Raw genomic sequence first — 21,865 nt, forward strand, 5'->3', positions numbered from 1 at the left:
CCCTGGGAGAGCGGTGGAGGCGAGGGCGAGGAGGACGACCGCTCCGGCGAGGGGGAGGGCGAGGGTCGGGGCCGCCACTGCTCGGCGGCCGCCCGGGGTCTCGCGGAGGGCTAGAGGCCCTTGAGGACGGTCTCGATCTGGTTCAGCACGTCGATCGAGGTGCCGTAGCGGTCCGTGGTGGCGTAGCCGACCGGCACGACCTTCCCGGCCTTGACGGCCTTGAGGTTCTGCCAGGAGGGCTGCTTCTCCAGGTCCTTGGTGTCCTGCGGCACCTGGCCGGTGGCCACGGTCTTGGGCACCAGGATGACGTCCGCGTCGCCGAGCACGTCCAGCTTCTCGGTCGAGTAGGTGACCTCGTGCTCCTTGTCGTCCGCCGAGGCGGTGGAGAACTGGGCGCCCGCGTCGGCCAGCACCCGGCCGACCCAGCTGGTCTTGGTGTCGACCAGGAACTCGCCGCCGCCGTAGGAGGAGGCGATGGTCCACTTCACCGAGTTGAGCTTGCCCGCGTAGTCGGCCTTGAGCTTGGCGGCCTTGGCCTCGTAGTCCGACTTCAGCTTCTTGAACTCGGCCTCCTTGCCCACAGCGGTGGCGATCTTCTCCTGCGCGTTCAGCAGGTCGACCGGCTTGTCCACGGCGAAGTAGAGCACCGGGGCGCCGAGGCCCTCCAGCTTCTTGATGCCCCAGTCGAAGGCGCTGGCGCCCTCCACCACGATCAGGTCGGGGCGGAGCGAGGCGATCTTCTCGATGTTGAGCTCGACACCGGAGCCGATCGGCTCGATCTTCGCCGCCGCCTCCTTCTGGGTCGGCAGCAGCTCGACCGGGTTGTTCTCGTCCAGGGTCGAGGTGCCGACCGGCTGGACGCCGAGGTCGAGCAGCGCGCCGGTGGCGTACGAGACGGTGACGATCCGCTCGACCTTCGCCGGGACGGTGATCGTGCCGTTGGTGGCCTGGACGGTCTTCGGAGCAGCGGCGGAGGCCTTGGCGTCGCCGGAGGTGCTCGCGTCCTTGGCGGCGTCGGAGCCGCAGGCGGCCAGCGAGAGCACCGCGGCGGCCGTGGCGGCGGCGGCGATTCTGCGGCTGGTCAGGACACGGGTGTTCATGGTTCTCCTAGAAGGGGGGAGGTGCGAAGTTCTGTGCTGTGCAGTGCTGACGGCGGGTCAGGGCGCGAGGGCGGCGGCCCAGCCGGCCAGGGTGGGGGTGGGGGAGAGTTCGACCAGGTCGGCGAAGCCGAGGGTGGCCCCGCGGGTGCGCCAGGTCTCCACCAGGCTCATCAGCCGGATCGAGTCCAGCCCGAGGTCCCGCAGGTCGTCCTCGTCCCCGATCGCCTCCGGCTCCTCGCCGAGCACCTCGGCGAGATCGGCCCGCAGGCTCTCCAGATCGAGTCCAGGCATCGCGCAGTCCGTTCGTTGGTAGTGGTCACCCCAGGGGCGCGAGGCTCTGCTGATGTGCGGCTCCGCCGCGCGGGCGCGCAGCAGCAAGGCATGCCCCGGTTGCCGGGTACGGGCGTTCACTTGCAAGTGGCTCTCCGCACCCGGCGATCGGGCCACCTTCTTCCGCTGCGCGCCCGCGCGGCGGAGCCGCACGTCAGCAGGGCCTCGCGCCCCTGCGGGCGCACCGCTATCCGACGCTCGTGCGCAGCCGCGCGGCGGTGCGCCGCAGCAGCAGCGAGTCGCTGATCTCACCGGAGCGGACCGCCAGCGTCGACAGCAGCGACGACGTGATCCCGTGGGTGTGCTCGGTGCCGCCCTGGAGGTAGATCCCGACCTCCACGTGCTCGGCGGTGAGCACCCGGTGGTCGCGGTCGACCCGCAGGCGCCCTCCCCCGTCCACCAGGCAGTCGGCCGCCAGCTCGCCGAGCAGCTCACGCGGGTCGACGTGGGCGTACCCGGTGGCGAGCACCACCGCGTCCGAGTCGAGGCCGTACTCCTCGCCCGTGGCGAGGTTCCGCACCTGGGCGCGGGCCCCGTCCGCCACTTCCTCGACACCGACCAGGCGGGTGGTATTGAGCATCCGCAGGCGCTCCTGGCCGGCCACCTTCTCCTGGTACACCGTGCGGTACAGCTGCTCGATCAGATCACCGTCCACCACCGAGTAGTTGGTGTTGGCGTGCAGGTCGAGCAACTGCTGCTTCACCGGCTCCGGCGCGCCGTAGTAGTGGTCCACGGCCTCGGGGTCGAAGATCCGGTTGGCGAAGGGGCTGTCGTCGGCGGGGCTGTAGCCGTAGCGCGAGAAGACCGCGCAGACCTCGGCCTCGGGGAAGGCGCGGTGCAGGTACTCCACCGCCTCGGCGGCGGACTGCCCGGCCCCGACGACGGTGAACCTGCGGTGCTTCAGCTCCGTCAGCTCCGGTGCGCGGTGGAGCAGGTCACGCGTGTGCCAGACCCGCTCCCCCGCCGTGACGCCGGCCGGCAGGCACGGCGTGAGGCCGGTCCCGACCGACAGGTTCCGCGCCCGGTGCGTCCGCCGTTCCGCCCCGCCCGCCGCGGCCTCGGTCACGACCTCCACCGCCACCGTGCGGCCCGCCTCGACCACCGGCCGGACCTGGACCGCGCTGCGGCCGTAGTCCACCGCGTCGGTGAACTCCGCGGCGCACCACTCCAGGTAGTCGTGGAACTCGAGGCGGGTCGGGTAGAAGGACTTCTGGTTGATGAAGTCGGCCAGCCGGTCCCGCTCCTGGAGGTAGCAGAGGAAGCTGAACCGGCTGCGCGGGTCCCGCATCGTGACCAGGTCCTTGAGGAAGGCGACCTGCATGGTGGCGCCCTCCAGCAGCATGCCCCGGTGCCAGCCGAAGCGGTCCTGCCGCTCCACGAAGCGGGCGGAGAGCGTCTCCTGCGGGTTCCGCTCGTTGTGCGCATCGACGGCGATGGCCAGCGCCAGGTTCGCGGGGCCGAAGCCGATGCCTATCAGGTCCTCGGCACCGGCGTCCTGCCCCGGGCTGGTCTCGCGCAGACGCGACATCGTGTTCCTTCCGTTGGAGTCAGAGAGGAGTTGATTGATTAGGTAAGGCTTACCTAATCAACCTCTCGCATGACTGATCGAGAGTCAAATTCGGTATGTGCACCAACTAAGGAAGGACCGTGGTCCCCGCACCCGAGCCGCCCAGCGCCGCCAGCAGGCTGTGGTGCACCCGCCCGTCCAGCACCTGGGCCGCACCCACCCCGGAGCGCACCGCCCGCAGGCAGGCCTCCATCTTGGGCAGCATCCCCCCGGCCAGCGAGGGCAGCAGCCCTTCCAGCTGACCGGCGGTCAACTCCCCTATCACCTCGACGGATTCGGGCCAGTTCGCATACAGCCCCGGCACGTCCGTGAGCATCACCAGCACCTCGGCGCCCAGCGCCACGGCCATCGCCGAGGCGGCGGTGTCGGCGTTGACGTTGTAGACGTGGCCGTCCGCCCCACGGGCGATCGAGGAGATCACCGGAATCCGGCCGTCGGCGATCAGCGCCCGCACCGCACCGGCCTCGACGCTCACCACGTCGCCCACCAGCCCGATGTCCACCTGCTCTCCGTCCACCTCGGCGTACCGCTTCACCGCCGTCATGGTGTGCGCGTCCTCCCCCGTCAGCCCCACCGCCAGCGGCCCGTGCCGGTTCAACAGCCCCACCAGCTCCCGCTGCACCTGGCCGGCCAGCACCATCCGCACCACGTCCATCGTCTCCGGCGTGGTCACCCGAAGCCCCGCCGTGAAGCTCGACTCCAACCCCAGCCGGTCCAGTTGGGAGCTGATCTGCGGCCCGCCCCCGTGCACCACGACCGGATGCACCCCCGCCCGATGCAGGGCGACCACGTCCCGGGCGAAGGCCGCCTTCAACTCCTCGTCCACCATGGCGTTCCCACCGAACTTCACCACCACGATCCGGCTGGCCAACGGACTCCCCTTCGAAAAGACTTAGGTAAGGTTTACCTTACTGTCTTCTCGGGGCATCCGTCACCACCCCGACCGCCCTGACCACGCGTCAGCGCCCCTCCCCCGGGGCCGGAACGGCCGGTGCCCCGGCGGACCGCCGAAGCGGAGCGCCGGGGCACCGGGGTCGTACGTGTCGCGCGGGGCTCAGAAGTCGGCCGAGACGGTCACCCCCGCGAAGCCCTGCCGCGCCTGCAGGCTGAAGAACACGTAGCCGGCCGGCGGGTCGGTGACGGTCAGGGTCTCCGCGTTGTCCGGCCCGGCCGAAGCCGTCACGTAGGCGTTGTCATAGGCCCAGCCGTAGGGGTTGTAGCGCAGGTCTCCGTTGCCGGTGCCGCCGCCGGCGGTCACCCGCAGCTGCCTGGTGCCGGCCGGGACCAGGACGAAGAAGTGCGCGTAGTTCCCGGTGGTGGCCCAGACGTCGGTCCGGGCGCAGTTCGCGCCCAGCTGCCGCCGGTCGCCGCCGCACTCCGCCAGTACGGGGCCGGTCGGCACCACGGCGCAGGCACCGGCGGCGCAGCGGTTCAGCCACTGGTCGAAGTCGGCGTCGTAGCGGGTGCCGATGGTGGTCTTCAGCAGGGTGCGGGCGCCTTCCCAGTCACCGGCGCGGTACTTCGCCAGCACCGCGTCCGCGTCCGCCCGGTGCTGCTCCAGCATGTAACGGACCGCCAGGTAGCCCCACCGGTAGGTGCGGTCCTGGGTGGTGTTGGCGTACGTGGTGTCGAAGAGCTCGCTGAGGCGGTAGTCGTGCCGGCCGGCGGCCAGCGTGATCGCGGCCTGGTTGACCTGCTTCAGGTAGGAGGTGGCGATGTACTCGGCGAGGCCCTCGGTCCACCAGACGGTGGGGGTGACGCTGCCCTCCTCGAAGGTGCCGTACATGTCGTAGCGGGCGTCGAGGTAGTGGGTGTACTCGTGGTTGAGGTTCCACACCTCCCACTGCGGGCGCCACTCGGCCTCGTAGGCCACGAAGCGCGCGTCGTTCCCGACCCTGGCCGGATCGCCCTCCAGGTACATCCCGCCGTTGTCGGTCTTGATCCCGTAGATCGCCGCCGCCAGGGTGGTGTACTCCCAGGAGGTGTCGAAGATCACGACCTCCATCCGGGAGTTGAGGTCGTTCGCCACCGGGCCCTTGTCCCGCGCGATGGCGTGGAAGAAGGCGTCCTGGCCCGTCAGGCTGGCGCAGGCACCGGCCAGTTGGGCGGTGGTGGCCGCCTGGGCCCGGATGGTGATGCTCGGACCGCAGGCGTGGGAGACGGTCAGGTTGGCCGCCTTGAGCCGCTCGGGTTCCTCGCAGGTGCCGTAGTAGCCGCAGTTCTCCGGGTCGGAGTAGCGGATCGAGGCGACCACGGCGGCGCGCTGGTAGCGGGTGTCGCCGGTGACCGAGGAGCGGTCCAGCAGGGTGCGCAGCATCGGCTGGAGCCGGGGCCGGAAGTCGGGGTGGGCGACGAAGCGGCCGAGCTCGTTGACGGAGTGCCAGAACACCCGGCGGTCGGGACCGCTGAGCAGCGCCTGGTTGCGCAGGGTGAAGCCGTACAGTGCGTCCAGCACGCCCCGGTCGGCGCGGACGGCGTCCACGAAGCCGGGCTGGGAGTGGCCGGTGTAGAGCAGGGTGAAGACCGGGTTCACCGCCCAGGCCAGGTTCTGCCGGTCCCAGGTGGCGCTGTCGTAGGCGTTCAGCAGCCGCTTGACGATCGGCAGGTAGCGGGTGCTCTCCCGCAGGCAGTCCAGCAGGACGGCGGCCCGGGTGAGCGGATCGGCGTTGGCCGAAGTGACGTCCCCCGAGCGGGGGTTGGCGAAGAAGGCGTCCACCGCCGCCCGGACGGCGGTCCGCAGGGCGGGGCTGTAGGGGCCCTGCGCGGCGGTGTTGGTGGACTGCCAGAAGTAGCCGGCCTGGAGGTAGTACATCAGCTGGACGATGCGCCCGCCGTTGTCACCCCGGTAGGCGGTGGCGGCCTCGGCCGCCGCGTTGGCCACGGCGGTCATCTGCGGCTCGCCGAAGACCAGCCTGCCCTCGGCGGCCGGCAGCACGAACAGGCCGTTGATGCACCAGAAGTCCACCGCCTTGACCTTCTCGACCAGGGCGGCCCCGGTCCGGCCGGTGAAGTCGGAGACGGTGCAGGCGGCGGCCTCCGCGTCCGCCGCCGCGGCACCGGACCCCTTGGCGGCGGCCGGCTCCGGCCGCCGCGGGGCGAGTTGGACCGGTGCCAGGCTGTCCGGCGCCAGGGGTTCGTCCCGGGCCGCCTCGCCCTGCACGGTGGGCGGGGTGGCGGTGGCCGGGCCGGGCATGGGGGTCTCGGCCCGACCGTCCGGTGCGACGGCGGCGGACCCGATGGGGGCGGGGGCCGCGGCCCGCCCGGTGGGAGCGGACAGGCCGACGGCCAGCAACAGGATCAGGGTGATCGTCAGGAGCCTTGCCGACTGCGGGAGTCGCCAAGGGCGTGAGGTGCTCACGTGGGGGTGCTCCGGTGTGCTCATCGGCCGCGCAGTGGGGTGCGGCCGGTGCGGGGTAGCGGACCGGCGAAGCACCGGTGGCCCGTCGGCCTCCGGTACGAACACGGTGGGGAATGCCCCATACCATGGCACATGTCACACCCCACCGGAACACGGATTTCGGCCACCTGTGCGCGATCCTGTTCGGATCCGGTGCTCGACGGCTCTCCCCGCTTCGGATCCCGTGCGGTTCCGTGCGTTCGACGACGGCCGGCCCCGGCCGACCGCAACGCTGACGGTCGCTCACACACCGTGCCCCGTGGCCGGATCCGCCGCCCTCGCGGCGCGGGCGGGCGCGTCCCCGCCTACCTCTTGACCGCCACCAGCGCGTTCGGCAGTCGGCGCTCGTACGGGGAGCTCCGGTCCGGGGTGCCCCAGTCGTCCATCGGGTTGTTCTGGAGGACGCCGTTCACCACCAGGCCGGTGTCACCGCCGCAGCCCATCGAGAGGGCCTGCTCGGCACCGAGCCACCGCATCAGGTGGGCCGTCTCCAGGAAGGTCATGCCCACGCTGGCGCTCGGGTCCCGGCCGTCCACGGTGACCATCTGGATCTTGCCGTCGGCCGTGACGCCGACCAGGGTCCGGGGATGCCGCTCGGCCGATCCGTTGTTGGGCCTGCCGTTCGCCGCGACCAGCCCGTTGGCCCTGACGTTGAGGTAGGGCTGACCGTCCCGCAGCAGGGACGGCCCGCACCCTCCGGCGACCACCCCCAACTCGCCGCTGGTGATGGACTTCCCGGTCGGGGTGTCCAGGATGTCGGCGGACGGCTTGAGCACCGTTCCCGTCGCCTGGTACTTCATCAGCCAGTCCCTGCCGGCGCCGATGCCCTGCAGTACGAGCTTCCCGGCCGGGACCGGGACCCCGGGCTGGTGCACCCCTTGGACCACCCAGCCGGAACTGAGCAGCAGCTCGAAGGGCTCCGCCCCGAGGTCCGGCGAGACCGCCGGCACCTGGGTGCCCCACTCCGGCCTGATGACCGTGAGGTCGTCCGGGTTGGTGCAGGGGAAGTTGCGGCGCGGTGCCGCCTCCTCGGGCTTCGCGCTCTCGAAGCCGCAGCCGATGACGTAGCCCGCAGGGCGGTTGACACCGAAGACCCTGCGCGGGTCCGGCTGCCCGGTGACGGGGTCGGTCGCGGTCACCTTGACCGTGGTACTGACCTCCCCGATCCGGGCGGGGACGATCGGACCGGCCTGGTTCGCCGGGTTCCTGCCGTTCAGCACCAAGGCGCTGCGGCCGTTGTTGGCCTCGCTGTCGATCCGGTTGTTCCGCACCAGGACCCCCTGGACGTCCCCGGTGTAGGTGTCCGGTGCCGGCACCCCCGGCTGGTACTTCCCCGGCACGCCCTCGGAGGCGTTGATCCCGACCACGGCGCCGCTCGCCCTGACCATGTCCCGCACCGAGTTCGGATTGGCCATCGTCCCGCCGAACGTGCTCTGGACGTCGTACTTCGCCGGATCGACGGTCACCACCCGGACCGACCACGGCCCGGTCGTCGGACGCCCGTCCAGGGCGTCGTAGAGCACCCGGGCCGTGTAGCGCACCGGCTTGCCGTCCACGACGACCGGCTGACCGTCCTTCAGGACGTACCCCAGCTTCCCCCCGTCCTGGAAGGCGGCGGCCTCGGCCTTCGACCCGAAGCTCCCGACCCGGACGGCCCAGGCCACGGGCGCGTCGGCCGCCGGGACGTCCCCGGCCCAGCCGTCCGCGACCGTGGGGGCGGAGACCGGCACGGCGCGCACCAGCCCAACCAGCGCGGGCACGTCCTGGACGAGCTTGGCCACCAGCGCGTCCGCATCCGCCTTCCGGGTCTTCAGGACCTCGGTCCCCTCCGGCTGGTAACGGACCGACAGACTCCAGTGATCGCCGGCGGCATCCCCGAACGGCGCACCCGAGGCGAAGCCCTGACTGTACGTCCGGTAGCTGATCCCGTCCGCGATCTGCTGCGGCCCGTCCTTCGGCCACGCCACCGTCCACGTCCGCGGGTCGGCCGGATCGTACGGACCGACCGGCATCTGACCCGGCGGCGGGGAGACCGGCGGGGTCCCGACGGCGAACGAGCTCGACGGCACCGCGACGGGCACCATGCCCAGCACCAGGAGCGCCGGAAGCAGGGAGCGGATCTTGCGCATGTTCACCCTCGTGGTTCGTACGACAGCAGAAGGACCGGACCGGACCACCTCGTCCGCAACCGCCGATGATCTTCCCACGATCACCTCCGCCCGCCCTCCCGCGTTGGCCGATGCTCCAGGAACACCCGTCGGCGCAGATCCGCCTCGGTGCCGGTCATGCCGGTGGTGGAGGACTGCGGCCGGAGCGGCAGTGCGTCTCCTCCGCCCGGCACGTGGTCGACCTGAAGGCGGATCAGCGCTCCTTCGATGAGGGGAAGTTCATGGTCGTGGTCGGTCCAGGCAGAGCGGGTGGTGAGCTGCGGGTGCGGGTGGTTCCAGGCCGTCGCCCGCGCGGCGCCGTACCGGTCGGCCTCCCGGGCCGCCGCCGGGGGTCGGACCCTGTTGGCACAATGCGCGGCGTTGCCGGAGCATGATGGGGTGCTGACCCTGGATGAAGCGATCAAGCAGTTGGAGCACCGGCAATCGGGCAAGCGACGCGCAGCCGCACTACGGCTGCGGCGGCTGGCCGAACCGGCGGCGGGCGAGGCCGTCTTCGCAGCGCTTCGACGTGAACTCGATGACCCGCGGACCTGGGAGACCCAGTATCAGCTGGTGATGGCGGTCGGTGCTTGCCGCCACCAACCGGCGGCCGGGTTCCTCGCCGAACTCGCCGCGAGGCCGTTCGAGGCGACGATGGTGTACACCGCCATCGGCGACGCGCTGACGCGCCTGGGTCTGGACCGCGGGGCGGAGGACGAGGAGCTGCGCCGGTGCCTGGGCAGCGGGACCCCGCTGCTCGTCGAGGGTGCGCTCCGGGCGCTGGCGACGGTCCGGCCACCGCTTCGGCACGAGACCGTCGAAGAGGTGCTGGACTTCCTCGCACCGCTGCCGCCGGGGTCGGCAGTGCGTTTCTGGCCTGCGGTGGCGGCAGTGGACTGGTCCGGCGAACGAGTGCGGGACTTCCTGACGGCCTGCGCGGGCGACCCCCACGCGGGCGTGGCCCGGGCCGCGCAGGACTCGCTGGCCGGACGCTACCAGGACTACCGGCCGCTGTAGGCGGCCCGGTCGTCCGGGTGTGCCCGCCGGTCTGACGGGTCGCCGGGAGCCCTGACCGCACGGTGGTACCCGGCCGCAGGGGCCGGGCACCACCGTCGGTTCAGACCAGCTGCTCCACCCGCACCCAGTCCACCGCGAGCACCGCACCGCCCCCCGCCACCTGGTCCACGCTGGACTGCGGCAGGCCCCAGAACGGGGTGGTCACCTTGTTCCAGCCCGCCGGATAGGCGCCGCCGAGCGCGAAGTTGAGGATCACGTACTGGGGGTGGTCGAAGACCCAGGCGCCCCGGGTGGCCTGGGTCTTCTGCCGGGTGACCTCCAGGTAGCGGACGCCGTCCACCGAGAAGCGCATCGCCGTCGGGGTCCACTCGACCGCGTAGACGTGCCAGCCGGTGACGTCCTGCCCGGCCGGGAAGCGGTACAGCGCACCGATGTTGCCGTCCGCCGAGTAGCCGGGGCCGTGCAGGGCGCCGCTGATCCAGGACGGGTAGCCGATGTTCTCCATGATGTCGGTCTCCCCGCAGCCGGGCCAGGAGACCGCCGGGTCGTCCACGTCGGCACCCAGCAGCCAGAAGGCGGGCCAGAGGCCGTCCCCGGCCGGGAGCTTCATCCGGGCGCTGACCCGGCCGTAGGTGAACGTGAACGAGCTGCTGGTGTCGATCCGGCCCGAGGTGAAGCGGTAGCTGCCGCCACCGGGGGCGGTGTGGCCGTTCGGCACGTACCGCGGGGTGATGAGGAGTTGACTGCCGCTCACCCGCAGGACGCCCGGATCGTCCACGTAGGCCTGCGACTCGCCGTTGACCGAGCCCATGGTCGAGCCGGTCACCACCACCCGCCAGCGGCCGCGGTCCAGCGCGGAGCCCTCGAAGTCGTCGAACAGTACGGTGCGGTAGGTGCCGGTCCGCTCACCCGGCTGGACCGGGTACTCGGCCGCGGCCGAGCCGCCGGTGCCCCAGACCTGGAACTCGTAGAGCGAGTAGCCGAACTGGGCCGTGTACGGGGCCGGGCTGTAGAACCGGCGGCGCTTCACGCCGAGCATCCGCACGTACCGGCCGGTGACGGCGGCGGGCAGGGTGATCCGGTCGTGGATCCCGGCCGAGCTGCCGGGCGTTCCGATGTCGGCGTCCCGGGCGGCGACTTCGGCCGCCGTGGGCTGGTGCACGGTGCGCCAGGTGCGGTTGTCGTCGGAGACCTGGATCCGGTAGTCCACCGCGTAGGCGGCCTCCCAGTACAGGTCGAAGCCGGTCAGCCGGGCGGTGGCGCCGAGGTCCACGCCGACCCAGCGGCTGTCGCTCCAGTCGCTGGACCAGCGGGTGGTGTCGCCGGTCAGGCCGTCCGGCACCCCGCCGTCGAAGGCGTGCAGCGGGCTGTGCCCCGCGTCCTGGTACCGGTCACCGTAGGCGGGGTGACGCAGCGCCAGGTTGGCGGTGGTGGCGGAGGCCGGGGCGGGCGGGCCGCCGAAGACCTGGAACGAGAACAGCGAGTAGCCGTACGGGGTGGCCCGCCGGATGCCGCGCATCCGGACGTACCGGCCGAGCGCGGGCTGCGGGTGGGTGTGGAGGGTGACGGTGCCGCCGGTGCCGGCGTTCTCGGTGTAGACCGACTGCCAGACCGTGCCGTCCTGGGAGACCTCGACGGCGTACTCCAGGCCGAAGGCGGCCTCCCAGACCAGCACCACCCGGGTGATCCGCAGGACGGCGCCGAGGTCAACGGCCAGCCAGGCCTGGTCGGCGAACTCGCTGGAGAACCGGCTGGTGGGGTTGGCGTCGAAGGCCTGGGCGGCTGACAGGTGGGGGGCCTCGCTGCCGGAGCTGGTCGCGGCGGCGGGACGGGCCGCGTAGGCGGCGGCCGCCCGGTCGGTGTCCCAGCCGGGTTCGGCGCCGGGCTCGGCGGCGCCGGCGGAGACGGGCGTGAGGACGGGCAGGGCCAGGGCGGCGGCTCCGGTGGTGGCGGCGAGCAGCACGGAGCGCCGGGTGAGCGGCTCGGACATGGGGGAGCTCCCAAGGGTGGGGGGTGGGAGGTGCGGCCACTTACTTCGCGACGAGATTTAACGCTTGAGAAAAGTGGCCGTCAAGAGTCCGCGTCAGCTCGGCCGGTTCGACGGGCCGTCAACTGGCCTTCTGCTCGGGCTCGTTCGCGGTCATCCGAAATGCGCTTGCCTGCCCCGGTACCCGGTTTCCTAGGATCGTCGGATGACGGACATCAGCCACCCCGCCAAGCCGCTCCCCGGAGACCGGGTCGCCATCCTCTCCCCCGCCGCCGGCCTGCCCGGACTGCTCCCGCTCCCGTACGAGCTCGGACTGCGCCGTCTGCGCGAGGAGTTCGGCCTGGAGCCGGTCGAGTACCCGACCACCCGCGCGACCGACGCCACCGCCGAGGAGCGCGCCGCCGACCTCCACGCCGCCTTCGCCGACCCCTCGATCAAGGCCGTGATCGCCAGCATCGGCGGCGACGACCAGCTGACCGTGCTGCGCCACCTCGACCGCGACCTGCTGCGCGCCAACCCCAAGCCCTTCTTCGGCTACAGCGACAACACCAACCTGCTGCTCTTCCTGCGCAACGCGGGCATGGTGGCCTACCACGGCGCCTGCGTGATGGTCGAGCTCGGCCGCCCCGGCGCCCTGCACCCGCTCACCGCCGCCTCGCTGCGCGCCGCGCTGCTCGGCTCCGGCCCGTACGAGCTCACCGCCGCCGCGGAGTACGGCGACGTGGTGGGCCGCTGGGACGACCCGGCCACCTTCGACGCGGAGCCGCTGATGGAGCCCGTCGAAGGGTGGACGTGGCACAACGCCGACCGGGTGGTCGAGGGCCGCGCCTGGGGCGGCAACGTCGAGATCCTCTCCTGGCTGATGATGGCCGACAAGGAGATCGGGACCCTGGAGGAGCACGAGGGCGAGGTGCTCTTCCTGGAGACCTCCGAGGACATGCCGCGCGCGCAGGAGATCTACTACATCCTGCGGAACATGGGCGAGCGCGGGCTGCTCCAGCGCTTCCCCGCCCTGCTCTGGGGCCGGGCCCGCGCCTGGTCCTTCGAGCAGCCGCTGGACGCCGCCGCCAAGGCCGTCTACCGGCGGGAGCAGCGCGAGGCCGTGCTGCGCGCGATGGCCGAGTACGCGCCCGACACCATGGTGGTGTTCGACGTCGACCTCGGACACACCGACCCGCAACTGGTCATCCCGGTCGGCGGCGCCGTCCGGGTGGACGGCCCGGCCCGCCGGATCACCGTCACCTACTGAGCGCCCCGGCCCGGTACGGCCCGGCCGCGGAGCCTTCCCGGCCGGGCCGTACCGGGAGGGCTCCGTGACGGCGCCTCACATCAGCGGCTGCACGTCCCCCGTGGTGAGCGTCTGGCCCACGGGGGCGGTGGCCAGGTCACCCGGCGGGATGCCGGGGTGGTGCCCGGCGCCGGCGGTGGCCGCGGCGGCGTCCTCCTCGGCCAGGGCGATGTGGGAGAGGATCCGGTAGCGGTCACCCCGGTAGACGGAGTGGACGTACTCGACCGGGCGGCCCTCGCGGTCGGTGGTGAGGCGCTCGAACTGCAGGGCCGGGGAGAAGACCGGCACGCCGAGCAGGCCCGCCTCCTTCTCGTTCACCACGGTCGGCTCGATCGACTGCACCGCGTGGTGCACCCTCACCCCGTGGCGCCCGCGCAGCAGTTCGTAAAAGTCGCCGCTCTCCATGTCCGCCGGAGCCAGCCCGGGCACCAGCGCGGCCGGGACGTGCAGGTGCTCGATGGCCATCGGCTCGCCGTCCACCAGCCGGAGCCGGGCGATGTAGACGATCCCGGCCATCGGCGGCAGCTGGAGCTTGCGGCCGACCCGGGCACCCGCCTGGACCTCGGAGAACTCCAGCACCCGACCGGCCCAACTGCCCGACGCCCGGGGCAGGGTGAAGCCGTGGTCGGCGGGGGCCGCCAGCTCCTGGGTGATCTTCGCACGGGCCACGAACATGCCCCGGCCGTGCTCGCGGACGATCAGCCCGGTGCTCACCAGCCCGTCCACCGCAGCCCGCAGGGTCGGCCGGGAGACTCCGAGCCGCTCGCAGAGCACCCGCTCCGACGGGATCGGATCGCCCGGCGCCCCGGCCTCCACCAGGTCCCGAAGGTAGTCCCTGACCCGGGTGCGCTTGTACGCCGAGCCCACCGCCTCCGCCATCGCGCCCCTCCTCTCGTGCCGCCGACCTGCACGGAACTTACCAGTTCGGCCCGTCCGGGCACAGACGTTCGAGAACGAAATCCCGACCTCCTCATCCCTGCCCCTTGCACCGCAAGGGTGATGCCCGCCGAATGGTCTACGCCACTCGCCGTTGACCAGTTCTCCGACTGGTAAGGCCCGGGGTCGGAAAAGCACGGGACACCGGGCGGACCACCTCGGCATACTCCCGGCATGGACAACTACGAGGGCCCCGCGACCCTGGAGTGGTGGGCGAACCCGTCGATGTGCCTCGGCGTCTTCCCGGTCCGGGTCGAGGTCTCCGTCACCGGGACGGACTGGCGGTGCGCCGCCGTCTTCGCGCCGGAGCTCTCCGGGGCCGGGCGCGAGGAGTTCGGCTTCCTGATGGAGCTCGACCCGTACTTCGACCTGCGCCTCGAGGACGGCGGCGTCGTCTGGGTGGAGGCCGAACCCTGGGACGGGGACGGCCCGTTGAGTCTCGTCGTCGCCGAGGAGGTCCCCCGGGTGGCCCAACTGCCGTGACCGGTGGGGGCGGGCGGCGTTGGGCAGGGACCGTCGTCGTCCGATCGGCCAGGGAGAACCCCGTGCGCAGGACCGTCCTTCTCGTCACCGCGGTGCTCGTCGCCGCGCTGCCCGCCGCCGCCTCGGCGGCCGGTCCCCGGGGCCTGCTGCCGCAGCAGAGCGTCGCGCTGGACGCCCACGCCGGGGACGGCTCGGTCGGCGGGATCGCCCGGCTCACCGTCACCAAGGAGAGCGGCGGATTCCGGCTGCGCGGCTACGTCGAGGCCACCAAGGGGTGCGTGGAGCTGAAGGTGGTCAACATGCACCTGGGCACCTACCTCGGCGGCGACACCGTGAAGAAGGCCTGCAAGCAGGAGGTCCAGGAGCGGGTGGACTCCTGGACCAGGCACACCGACGTGGTGCTCTCCGCCGTCGTCGACCACGGGCCGGACTGGGACTCCCCGATCGTCACCCTCACCGGCCACTCCTGAACCTCCCCGGACTCCCCGCCCCGGACCTGCCGGAGCGTCAGTAGCCGATCTCGACCACCGCCCGGTGGGCCGCCCGGTCCGCCAGGGAGGCCAGCAGGTAGTGGGCGAGGTCGGCCCGGGAGATCCGGCCCGGGCGGGCCAGGCGGGTGCCGACGGCCGTCCGGTAGCGGCCGGTCAGCGGGCCGTCGGTGAGCATCGGGGCGCGGACGACGGTCCAGTCCGGCGCGGCGCCGTCGGCCGCCAGCGCGCTCTCCATCGCGGCCATGTCGGCGTAGGCGTTCCGGTAACGCGGCCGCACCACGGCCCGGATGACGAGCCGTTGGAACCACGGGACGTCCGGCTCCGGGTCGAGCCCCGCCGAGGAGAGGCAGAGCAGACGGCCCACGCCGTGCTCCCGTGCGGCCGCGACCAGGTGCGCGGTGCCTCGCGAGTACACCCGGGTCGGGCCCCGGCCCTCGGTGGCGCCCAGGCAGGAGACCACCGCATCCTGCCCCGCCGCCGCTCCGCGCCAGCCCGCCGGGGCCAGCACGTCACCCGTCACCACCCGGGCCGCCCCTTCCACGACGGCGGGCAGCCGGGACGGGTCCCGGGCGACCACGGTGACCTGGTGACCGGCCGTCAGGGCCTGGCGCAGCACCTGGGCACCCGTCCCCCCGGTGGCACCGACGATCAGCAGCCTCACCGCTCCGCCCCCGCACCGACGGCCCCCGCACCGGCCAGGGCCTCGACCACGGCGACCGCGACCGCCCGCTGTCCGTCCGGGGTGAGGTGGAGACCGTCCTCCGCCTGCCGGCCCTCGGTCACGGCCCGGACGTCGATCACCGGCTCGGGGAGGGAGGCCAGCCGCCCGGCGAGCGAGGCGACATCCTCCGTCCGCCAGCTGATCCCGGCCGCGCGAAACGGCGGGTGGGCGGCGATCCGCGCCTCGTCCACCGCGCTCGGGGTGATCCACCACCAGGGCGCCGGCGGAAGGGAGTCGCGCAGCGCCCGCAGGTTGCGCCCGGTCTCCTCCTCGCTCACCAGCCGGACCCCATCGGGCCCGCCGCGCCGCAGGTCATTGGCGCCCAGCATGCAGAGCACCGCGTCCGGCGCGCGGGCCGCCAGCCACGGCGCCCGGCCGAGCGCCTCCGTGGTGGTGCAGCCGGAGACCGCGAGATTGGTCAACTCCACTTCCCTGGGCAGGAGATGACGGAGGATCTCGCACCAGGACAGCCGGTCGGCGGTGGTGCTCTCGCCGAGCACCAGCACCCGCTGCCCGGGCCGGAACGGCAGCGCCGCAACGCTGGCCGCGAAGGCCGGGTCGGACGCCAACTCCTCTGCGGTGTCCCTGGCCTGCCGCTCGAACCGGGCCAGCAGAGCCTCGTAGTCCGCGAGCTCCAGACCGAACAGCGCCGCGAGCACGGAGGCGCCGGGGCGGCCGAGGTACGGCAGCGCCCGCTCGGGCTGCTGGTACCGCACCAGCCGCTCGGCCGACACCATGACGTCAACTCCCTTGCCGCTCACGGCCGTCACCGAGCTCCTCCGGACCGGATCCGCCGCGAGGGCAGCAGGAAGCCCGCCGCCACCAGCCAGGCCAGCGCCGTGAACCGGGCCAGGGGCAGCACCGGGGCCAGACCGTCGGCGAGCAGCACCAGCACCGACAGCTCGGCCAGGCCCGCGATCGCCAGCCCGGCCATCGCGAGCCATCTGGGCAGCAGGCCTGCCAGCAGGCCGGGAACGGCCAACCCGGCCACCAGCAGGCCGAGCGGCGCCACGTGGGCCGGGCCGCCGGCGGCGAAGGCCGCCTGGTGCAGCGCCCTGATCAGGGCGGGCGCCTCGCCGAGTTCGGGGCGGGAGAGCACCCAGAGCGTCAGGCCGGAGAGGGTGAGGAAGGCCGAGGCGAGGACGCCGCCGGCCAGGGCGATGGTCGCGCCGGGAGCGCGGACGCCGAGGCGGTGGAGGCGGGCGGAGACGGTGGCGGCGTAGACGGCCAGCGGGACGGCGGCGGCGACCTGGAGGGCGCCCATCACCTGGACCGCCCGGCCGTGCTCCCGGAAGTAGGCCACCGTCCCCTCCGCGTCCCCGAACGGGGAGGGGAAGGTGTCGCCGCCGGCCAGCAGGGTGCCGAGCACCAGCCCGGCGACGAAGAGCGCGGTGAAGACCACGGCCAGGATCCCGGGCGGCGGCCCGCCCTGCCCCTCGCGGGTCCTCCCGGCCGACCCGTCGACCGGCTCGGGGCCGGGGCGGGTCTCGGACTGAACGGACATCAGTTCCCCCAGGTGAATCGTTCACAGCAGAGAATCGTTTTCCGGGCAGTACGATAACCCCGTGAGCACCCACCGGCAACCGCCCCCGACCCCGACCAACCCCGCCTTCCTACTCGCCCAGGTCGGCGGCCACGCCGCCACCCGCTTCGCCGAACGCACCGCCGAGCTCGGCCTCAACCCGCCCGACGTCGGCCTGCTGCGGATGATCGCGACCCGCCCCGGCCTCAGCCAGCGGGCCCTCGCCCAGGACCTCGGCGTCGTCCCCAGCCGAGTGGTCGCCCTGATCGACGGCCTGGAGAAGAAGGGCCTGGTCGAGCGCCGCCGCAGCACCGAGGACCGCCGCAACCACGAACTGCACCTGTCCCCGGCCGGGTTCCAGTGCCTGCACGCGGTCCGCGAGGTGGCCACCGCCCACGAGGCGGACCTGCTGGGCGCCCTCAGCCCCGCCCAGCGCACCCAGCTGACCGAGCTGCTCACCCTGGTCGCCGACGAGCAGGGCCTCACCCCCGGCGTCCACCCCGGGTACCGCCAGCTGCCCAAGAGCTCGCCCCGCCCCAAGAGCTGACCCCACCTCAGCCCGCACGCCCAGGGACAGTCCCCAGGTCAGCAAGGTCGACATCGCGTTCTAATCAGGTTAGCCTCACCTAATTCCCGTGCAGCAGCAGCGACCGGAGCGGCACGGCGTTCGCGAGGGATGACGGCACGTCACGATGGGCACCACCACTGATTCACCGGCGGCACGCTTCCAGGCCACGGAGCTCCGCCGCAGACGGGTCGGCCTCGCCGCCCTCGCCGCCGCCCTCCTCGGCGCAGCCGTGCTCTCCCTCTTCGTCGGTGCCCGCGCGCTGACCCCGGGCGAGGTCTGGCACGGACTGTTCGGTGCGCCCGACCCCGACCAGCGGCTCACCGAGGTCCGCCTCATCGTGCGGACCGTGCGACTGCCCCGTACCGTGCTCGCCGTGCTGGCCGGCCTCGCCCTGGGCGTCGGCGGCGCGCTGATCCAGGGCTACACGCGCAACCCCATCGCCGACACCGGGCTGCTGGGGGTGAACACCGGCGCCTCCTTCGCCGTCGTGTCGGCCATCTCGCTGCTCGGCCTCACCGACCCGTTCCAGTACGTCTGGTTCGCCTTCCTCGGCGCCGCCGTGGCGGGGGTCGTGGTCTTCGGGCTGTCCAGCATCGGCCGGGGCGCCGGGAATCCATTGACCCTGGCCCTGGCCGGGCAGGGGGTCACGGTCTTCCTCGCGGCGATGACCACCGCGGTCGCGCTGTCGGACAAGGCCGCGCTGAACGCCCTGCGGTTCTGGAACGCCGGCTCGGTGGCCGGGGCCGGCTTCGACGTCATCGGGCCGGTGGCCCTCTTCATCGCCCTCGGTCTCGGTCTGGCCCTCGCCACCCTGCCCACCGTCAACCTGCTCAACCTGGGGGACGACGTGGCCCGCGGCCTGGGCGTGAACATCGCCCGGATGCGGACCCTCGGCATCGTCGCCGTCACCCTGCTGGCGGGCGCGGCCACCGCGGCCTGCGGCCCCATCGCCTTCCTCGGCCTGATGGTGGCTCACCTGGCGCGCCGGCTGGCCGGACCGGACCACCGCTGGTCGGTGCCGTGCGCGGGGCTGCTCGGCGCCCTCGTCCTGCTGGGCTGCGACATCGTGGGGCGCGTGGTGGTCAGGCCCGGCGAACTGGACGCGGGCCTGCTGGTCGCCCTGCTCGGCGCGCCGTTCTTCGCGGCCATGGTGTGGCGCGGAAAGTTCAGGAACTCGTGAACGGAACCACCGGAGTGAAGCGGGCGACAACGGACAAGCCCCGGGTGACGCCGGGCGTACGGCTGGGTGGTGCCTCCTTCGCCTGGCGGCCGAGGATGCTGCTGGTCACGCTGCTCCTGACGGCCGCCGCCGGCCTGCTGTTCTGCGTCTCCATCGCGGTGGGCGACTTCCCCATCGCCCTGCCGCGGGTGGTCGCCACCCTGCTCGGCGGGGGCGAGCGGGTGGACGAGTTCGTGGTCATGGACCTCCGACTGCCGCGAGCCGCGGCCGGGCTGGTGGTGGGCGCGGCACTGGGGCTGGCCGGCGCGATCACCCAGTCCGTCGCGCGGAACCCGCTGGCCAGCCCGGACGTCCTGGGGGTGACCGGCGGCGCCGGCGCCGTCGCGGTCTTCCTGGTGACGGTGTCGGGCGGGGCGAGCACCGCGGTCCTCGGCTCGGTGGGCCTGTCGGCCGCGGCGCTGGCCGGCGGCCTCGGCACCGGGCTGCTGGTCTACCTGCTGGCCTGGCGCCGGGGCATCGACGGCTTCCGGCTGGTCCTGATCGGCGTCTCGGTGAGCGCCGTGGCCGAGGCGCTCACCACCTGGCTGCTGGCCTCGGCCGACATCAGGGACGTGGCGAGGGCCCAGGCCTGGCTGGTCGGCTCGCTGGACGGCCGCTCCTGGGAGGAGGTCCGGTTCGCGCTCTGGGCCGCCCTCGCCCTCACCGTCGTGGTGGCGGGCGCGGCCTTCCAGTTCAAGCCCCTGCACCTGGGCGACGACGTGGCGGCCGGTCTGGGCGTCCGGTACGCCCGGGTCCGGGCGGTCCTGCTGCTGTGCGCGGTCCTGCTGGCCGGCACGGCCGTGAGCGCCGCGGGCCCGGTGCCCTTCGTGGCCCTGATGGCGCCTCAGGTGGCGATGCGTCTGACCCGGTCGCCGACCCCGCCGTTGCCGGCCTCCGCCGCCGTGGGCGCGCTGGTGCTGATCGGGGCGGACCTGGTCTCGCGCACCGTGCTGCCGGTCGCCCTGCCGGTCGGCGTGGTCACCGCCGCGTTCGGCGGCCCCTTCCTGGTCTACCTGCTGGTGCGGGCGAACCGCCGCTGACCGGGCCCGGCCCCCGCCCCCGCCCGCACCCTCCCCCGACGAGCCGTCACCCCGAGAGCAGAGGAAGAGCCTTGACCGTCCAGAACACCGCCGAGCCGGGGACCGGCACCGCCCGGCTGGCAGCCGTGGGGGTCACCGTCGGGTACGGCGAGCGGACCGTGATCGACGCGCTGGACGTGACGATCCCCCGGGGCGAGATCACCACGATCATCGGCCCCAACGGCTGCGGGAAGTCCACCCTGCTGCGCACCCTCTCCCGGCTGCTCAAGCCGACCCGGGGGACGGTCGTGCTGGACGGCGAGGACATCGGCCGGCTCAGGACCAGGGAGGTGGCGAAGAAGCTCGGCCTGCTGCCCCAGTCCCCGACCGCGCCGGACGGGCTGACGGTGGCCGACCTGGTGGCCAGGGGTCGTCACCCGCACCAGAGTTGGCTGCGGCAGTGGTCCTCGGACGACGCCTCGGTGGTCGAGCGCGCGCTGGAGATGACCGGGGTGGCCGAGCTGGCGGACCGTCCGGTCGACACCCTCTCGGGCGGTCAGCGCCAACGCGTGTGGATCTCGATGACCCTCGCCCAGGGCACCGACCTGCTGCTGCTCGACGAGCCCACCACCTACCTGGACCTGGCGCACGCCGTCGAGGTGCTCGACTTGGTCGAGGACCTGCGGGAGACCGGGCGCACCGTGGTCATGGTGCTGCACGACCTCAACCTGGCCGTGCGGTACAGCGACAACCTGGTGGTGATGAAGGCCGGTTCGGTGCTCGCCCAGGGACACCCGCGGGACGTGGTGACCGCCGCCCTGCTGGAGGACGCCTTCGGCCTGCGGGCCGAGGTGGTCGAGGACCCGGTGAGCGGTGGCCCCCTCGTGGTGCCGGTCGGTCGGACCCGGGCACGGCGGGAGCAGCCCGAAACTTAGGCTAGGCTTACCTAATCTGATCATCGTGACGCAGTCCGCCCCACGGGTGCGCCGATGCCCCGACGGACCGTCAGAAAGCAAGGGATCCCGGATGCTCCTCGATCGCACCACTCGCACGAGCCCCTGGCAGCGGGTGGCGGTGACCGCCGCCGCCGCAGCGCTCGGGGCCGGGCTGCTCGCGGGCTGCGGTTCCGGTTCGTCGGCCGAGGAGACCAAGGGCGGCACGGCGGCCTCGGGCGCCTTCCCCGTCACCGTCGAGCACGCCTTCGGCTCGACCACCGTCGCCAAGGCCCCCCAGCGCGTGGTCTCCGTCGGCTACACCGACGACCAGTCGGTGCTCGCCTTCGGCATCAAGCCGGTCGGCATGGTCGACCAGTACCCGAACCCGGCGGGCACCAGCCCCGACATCAACACCCAGTGGCCGTGGGTGAAGGACAAGTGGGGCGACGCCAAGCCCGAGGTCATCATGAGCAACGGCGACAGCGGCCCCAACTACGAGAAGATCGCGGCCCTCCGGCCCGACCTGATCGTCGCCGTCTACTCCGAGATCGACCAGGCCGCCTACGACAAGCTGTCGAAGATCGCCCCGACCGTCGGCCGCACCAAGGCGGAGAAGGAGCCCTTCAGCGCTCCGTGGCAGGACAACGCCCTGCACATCGCCAAGGCGCTCGGCAAGGCCGACGAGGGCCAGAAGATGGTCCAGGGCATCAACGACAAGCTCGCCGAGGTCAAGAAGGCGCACCCGGAGTTCGCCGGTCAGACCGCCGTCGCGCTGTCCTGGTACAAGGACTCGCTGGCCCCGTTCACCACCACCGACGTGCGCGGCCAGCTGCTGGCCGGCATGGGCTTCAAGGGCCAGACCGAGATCGACAAGATCGCGGGCGACAAGTTCTACACCACCCTGTCGCCCGAGCGGACGGACCTGGTGGACGTCGACCGGGTGTTCGTCATCAACGACAAGTCGGACACCGACGCGCTGAAGAAGTTCGACCTCTTCACCAACCTGAAGGTCGCCAAGAACGGCAAGGTGTCCTACCTCCTCGACAGCGAGGGCCCGGCGGCCGGCGCCGCCATCTCCCAGGCCACCCTGCTCTCCGTGCCGTACGCCATCGACGAGCTCGTCAAGTCGGTCGGCTGA

The 21,865-nt window shown here is 72.7% G+C and carries 20 protein-coding genes; 9 read left to right on the forward strand and 11 right to left on the reverse strand.

The features are described 5' to 3' along the window. Positions 1-110: 110 nt before the first annotated feature. The 6 genes from ACWEPF_RS33780 to ACWEPF_RS33805 form a co-directional block, all read right to left on the reverse strand. Entirely contained in the window at positions 111-1,100 is a 990-nt protein-coding gene (locus ACWEPF_RS33780) for an ABC transporter substrate-binding protein (RefSeq protein ID WP_452175599.1), read from the reverse strand. Positions 1,101-1,157: 57 nt separating this feature from the next. Beyond that, the gene (locus tag ACWEPF_RS33785; RefSeq protein WP_449797170.1) at positions 1,158-1,391 is read right to left on the reverse strand and encodes a phosphopantetheine-binding protein; all 234 of its coding nucleotides are present in this window, start codon (positions 1,389-1,391) and stop codon (positions 1,158-1,160) included. A gap of 226 nt (positions 1,392-1,617) precedes the next feature. Further along, positions 1,618-2,949 carry a lysine N(6)-hydroxylase/L-ornithine N(5)-oxygenase family protein gene (locus tag ACWEPF_RS33790; RefSeq protein ID WP_452175625.1) on the reverse strand — a complete coding sequence of 444 codons (1,332 nt, stop codon included), beginning with the start codon at positions 2,947-2,949 and terminating at the stop codon, positions 1,618-1,620. A 115-nt stretch (positions 2,950-3,064) separates the two neighbouring features. Then, entirely contained in the window at positions 3,065-3,868 is an 804-nt protein-coding gene (gene argB / locus ACWEPF_RS33795; RefSeq protein WP_380149772.1) for an acetylglutamate kinase, read from the reverse strand. Positions 3,869-4,051: 183 nt separating this feature from the next. After that, positions 4,052-6,355 carry a collagenase gene (locus ACWEPF_RS33800; RefSeq protein ID WP_452175600.1) on the reverse strand — a complete coding sequence of 768 codons (2,304 nt, stop codon included), beginning with the start codon at positions 6,353-6,355 and terminating at the stop codon, positions 4,052-4,054. Between the two features lie 344 nt (positions 6,356-6,699). Further along, positions 6,700-8,523 (reverse strand): phosphodiester glycosidase family protein, encoded by a 1,824-nt coding sequence (locus ACWEPF_RS33805; protein WP_452175601.1) that lies wholly within the window; start codon positions 8,521-8,523, stop codon positions 6,700-6,702. A gap of 417 nt (positions 8,524-8,940) precedes the next feature. On the opposite strand from ACWEPF_RS33805, the gene ACWEPF_RS33810 reads away from it, so the two are divergent. After that, positions 8,941-9,558 carry a HEAT repeat domain-containing protein gene (locus ACWEPF_RS33810; protein ID WP_452175602.1) on the forward strand — a complete coding sequence of 206 codons (618 nt, stop codon included), beginning with the start codon at positions 8,941-8,943 and terminating at the stop codon, positions 9,556-9,558. Between the two features lie 100 nt (positions 9,559-9,658). Here the strand turns inward: ACWEPF_RS33810 and ACWEPF_RS33815 are convergent, their stop codons facing one another. Beyond that, positions 9,659-11,548 (reverse strand): discoidin domain-containing protein, encoded by a 1,890-nt coding sequence (locus ACWEPF_RS33815; RefSeq protein ID WP_452175603.1) that lies wholly within the window; start codon positions 11,546-11,548, stop codon positions 9,659-9,661. 202 nt (positions 11,549-11,750) lie between these two features. Here ACWEPF_RS33815 and ACWEPF_RS33820 point away from each other — a divergent pair, with 202 nt between their 5' ends. Next, complete coding sequence (locus ACWEPF_RS33820; RefSeq protein WP_452175604.1) at positions 11,751-12,794, forward strand: S66 family peptidase; 1,044 nt, start codon at positions 11,751-11,753, stop codon at positions 12,792-12,794. Positions 12,795-12,869: 75 nt separating this feature from the next. Here the strand turns inward: ACWEPF_RS33820 and ACWEPF_RS33825 are convergent, their stop codons facing one another. Further along, complete coding sequence (locus ACWEPF_RS33825) at positions 12,870-13,712, reverse strand: GntR family transcriptional regulator (protein WP_452175605.1); 843 nt, start codon at positions 13,710-13,712, stop codon at positions 12,870-12,872. A gap of 231 nt (positions 13,713-13,943) precedes the next feature. Here ACWEPF_RS33825 and ACWEPF_RS33830 point away from each other — a divergent pair, with 231 nt between their 5' ends. Together ACWEPF_RS33830 and ACWEPF_RS33835 are read left to right on the forward strand one after the other, a co-directional pair. Further along, positions 13,944-14,252 (forward strand): hypothetical protein, encoded by a 309-nt coding sequence (locus ACWEPF_RS33830; protein ID WP_452175606.1) that lies wholly within the window; start codon positions 13,944-13,946, stop codon positions 14,250-14,252. Positions 14,253-14,314: 62 nt separating this feature from the next. Next, complete coding sequence (locus ACWEPF_RS33835; protein ID WP_345281449.1) at positions 14,315-14,722, forward strand: hypothetical protein; 408 nt, start codon at positions 14,315-14,317, stop codon at positions 14,720-14,722. 37 nt (positions 14,723-14,759) lie between these two features. Here the strand turns inward: ACWEPF_RS33835 and ACWEPF_RS33840 are convergent, their stop codons facing one another. Genes ACWEPF_RS33840 through ACWEPF_RS33850 form a run of 3 tightly spaced genes read right to left on the reverse strand, consistent with a single transcriptional unit; the run spans position 14,760 to position 16,968 of the window. After that, positions 14,760-15,404: an NAD(P)-dependent oxidoreductase gene (locus ACWEPF_RS33840; RefSeq protein ID WP_452175607.1), complete on the reverse strand. Its 645-nt coding sequence runs from the start codon at positions 15,402-15,404 to the stop codon at positions 14,760-14,762. Further along, positions 15,401-16,234 (reverse strand): SGNH/GDSL hydrolase family protein, encoded by an 834-nt coding sequence (locus ACWEPF_RS33845; RefSeq protein ID WP_452175608.1) that lies wholly within the window; start codon positions 16,232-16,234, stop codon positions 15,401-15,403. Before ACWEPF_RS33845 ends, ACWEPF_RS33840 begins: the two co-directional genes overlap by 4 nt. Further along, entirely contained in the window at positions 16,231-16,968 is a 738-nt protein-coding gene (locus ACWEPF_RS33850) for a hypothetical protein (protein WP_452175609.1), read from the reverse strand. Before ACWEPF_RS33850 ends, ACWEPF_RS33845 begins: the two co-directional genes overlap by 4 nt. Before the next feature lie 61 nt (positions 16,969-17,029). On the opposite strand from ACWEPF_RS33850, the gene ACWEPF_RS33855 reads away from it, so the two are divergent. From ACWEPF_RS33855 to ACWEPF_RS33875, 5 genes are all read left to right on the forward strand, one after another. Beyond that, the gene (locus tag ACWEPF_RS33855; protein ID WP_452175610.1) at positions 17,030-17,533 is read left to right on the forward strand and encodes a MarR family winged helix-turn-helix transcriptional regulator; all 504 of its coding nucleotides are present in this window, start codon (positions 17,030-17,032) and stop codon (positions 17,531-17,533) included. Between the two features lie 145 nt (positions 17,534-17,678). Continuing rightward, positions 17,679-18,734, forward strand: coding sequence for a FecCD family ABC transporter permease (locus ACWEPF_RS33860; RefSeq protein ID WP_452175611.1), 1,056 nt, complete (start codon positions 17,679-17,681; stop codon positions 18,732-18,734). Between the two features lie 14 nt (positions 18,735-18,748). Then, on the forward strand, positions 18,749-19,813 hold the full coding sequence (locus tag ACWEPF_RS33865) for a FecCD family ABC transporter permease (protein ID WP_452175612.1): 1,065 nt from the start codon (positions 18,749-18,751) through the stop codon (positions 19,811-19,813). Between the two features lie 71 nt (positions 19,814-19,884). Further along, on the forward strand, positions 19,885-20,727 hold the full coding sequence (locus ACWEPF_RS33870; RefSeq protein WP_452175613.1) for an ABC transporter ATP-binding protein: 843 nt from the start codon (positions 19,885-19,887) through the stop codon (positions 20,725-20,727). Positions 20,728-20,818: 91 nt separating this feature from the next. Continuing rightward, a complete protein-coding gene (locus ACWEPF_RS33875; protein WP_452175614.1) occupies positions 20,819-21,865 on the forward strand; it encodes an iron-siderophore ABC transporter substrate-binding protein in 1,047 nt (348 codons plus the stop codon).

It is taken from the genome of Kitasatospora sp. NPDC004289 (assembly GCF_053602875.1).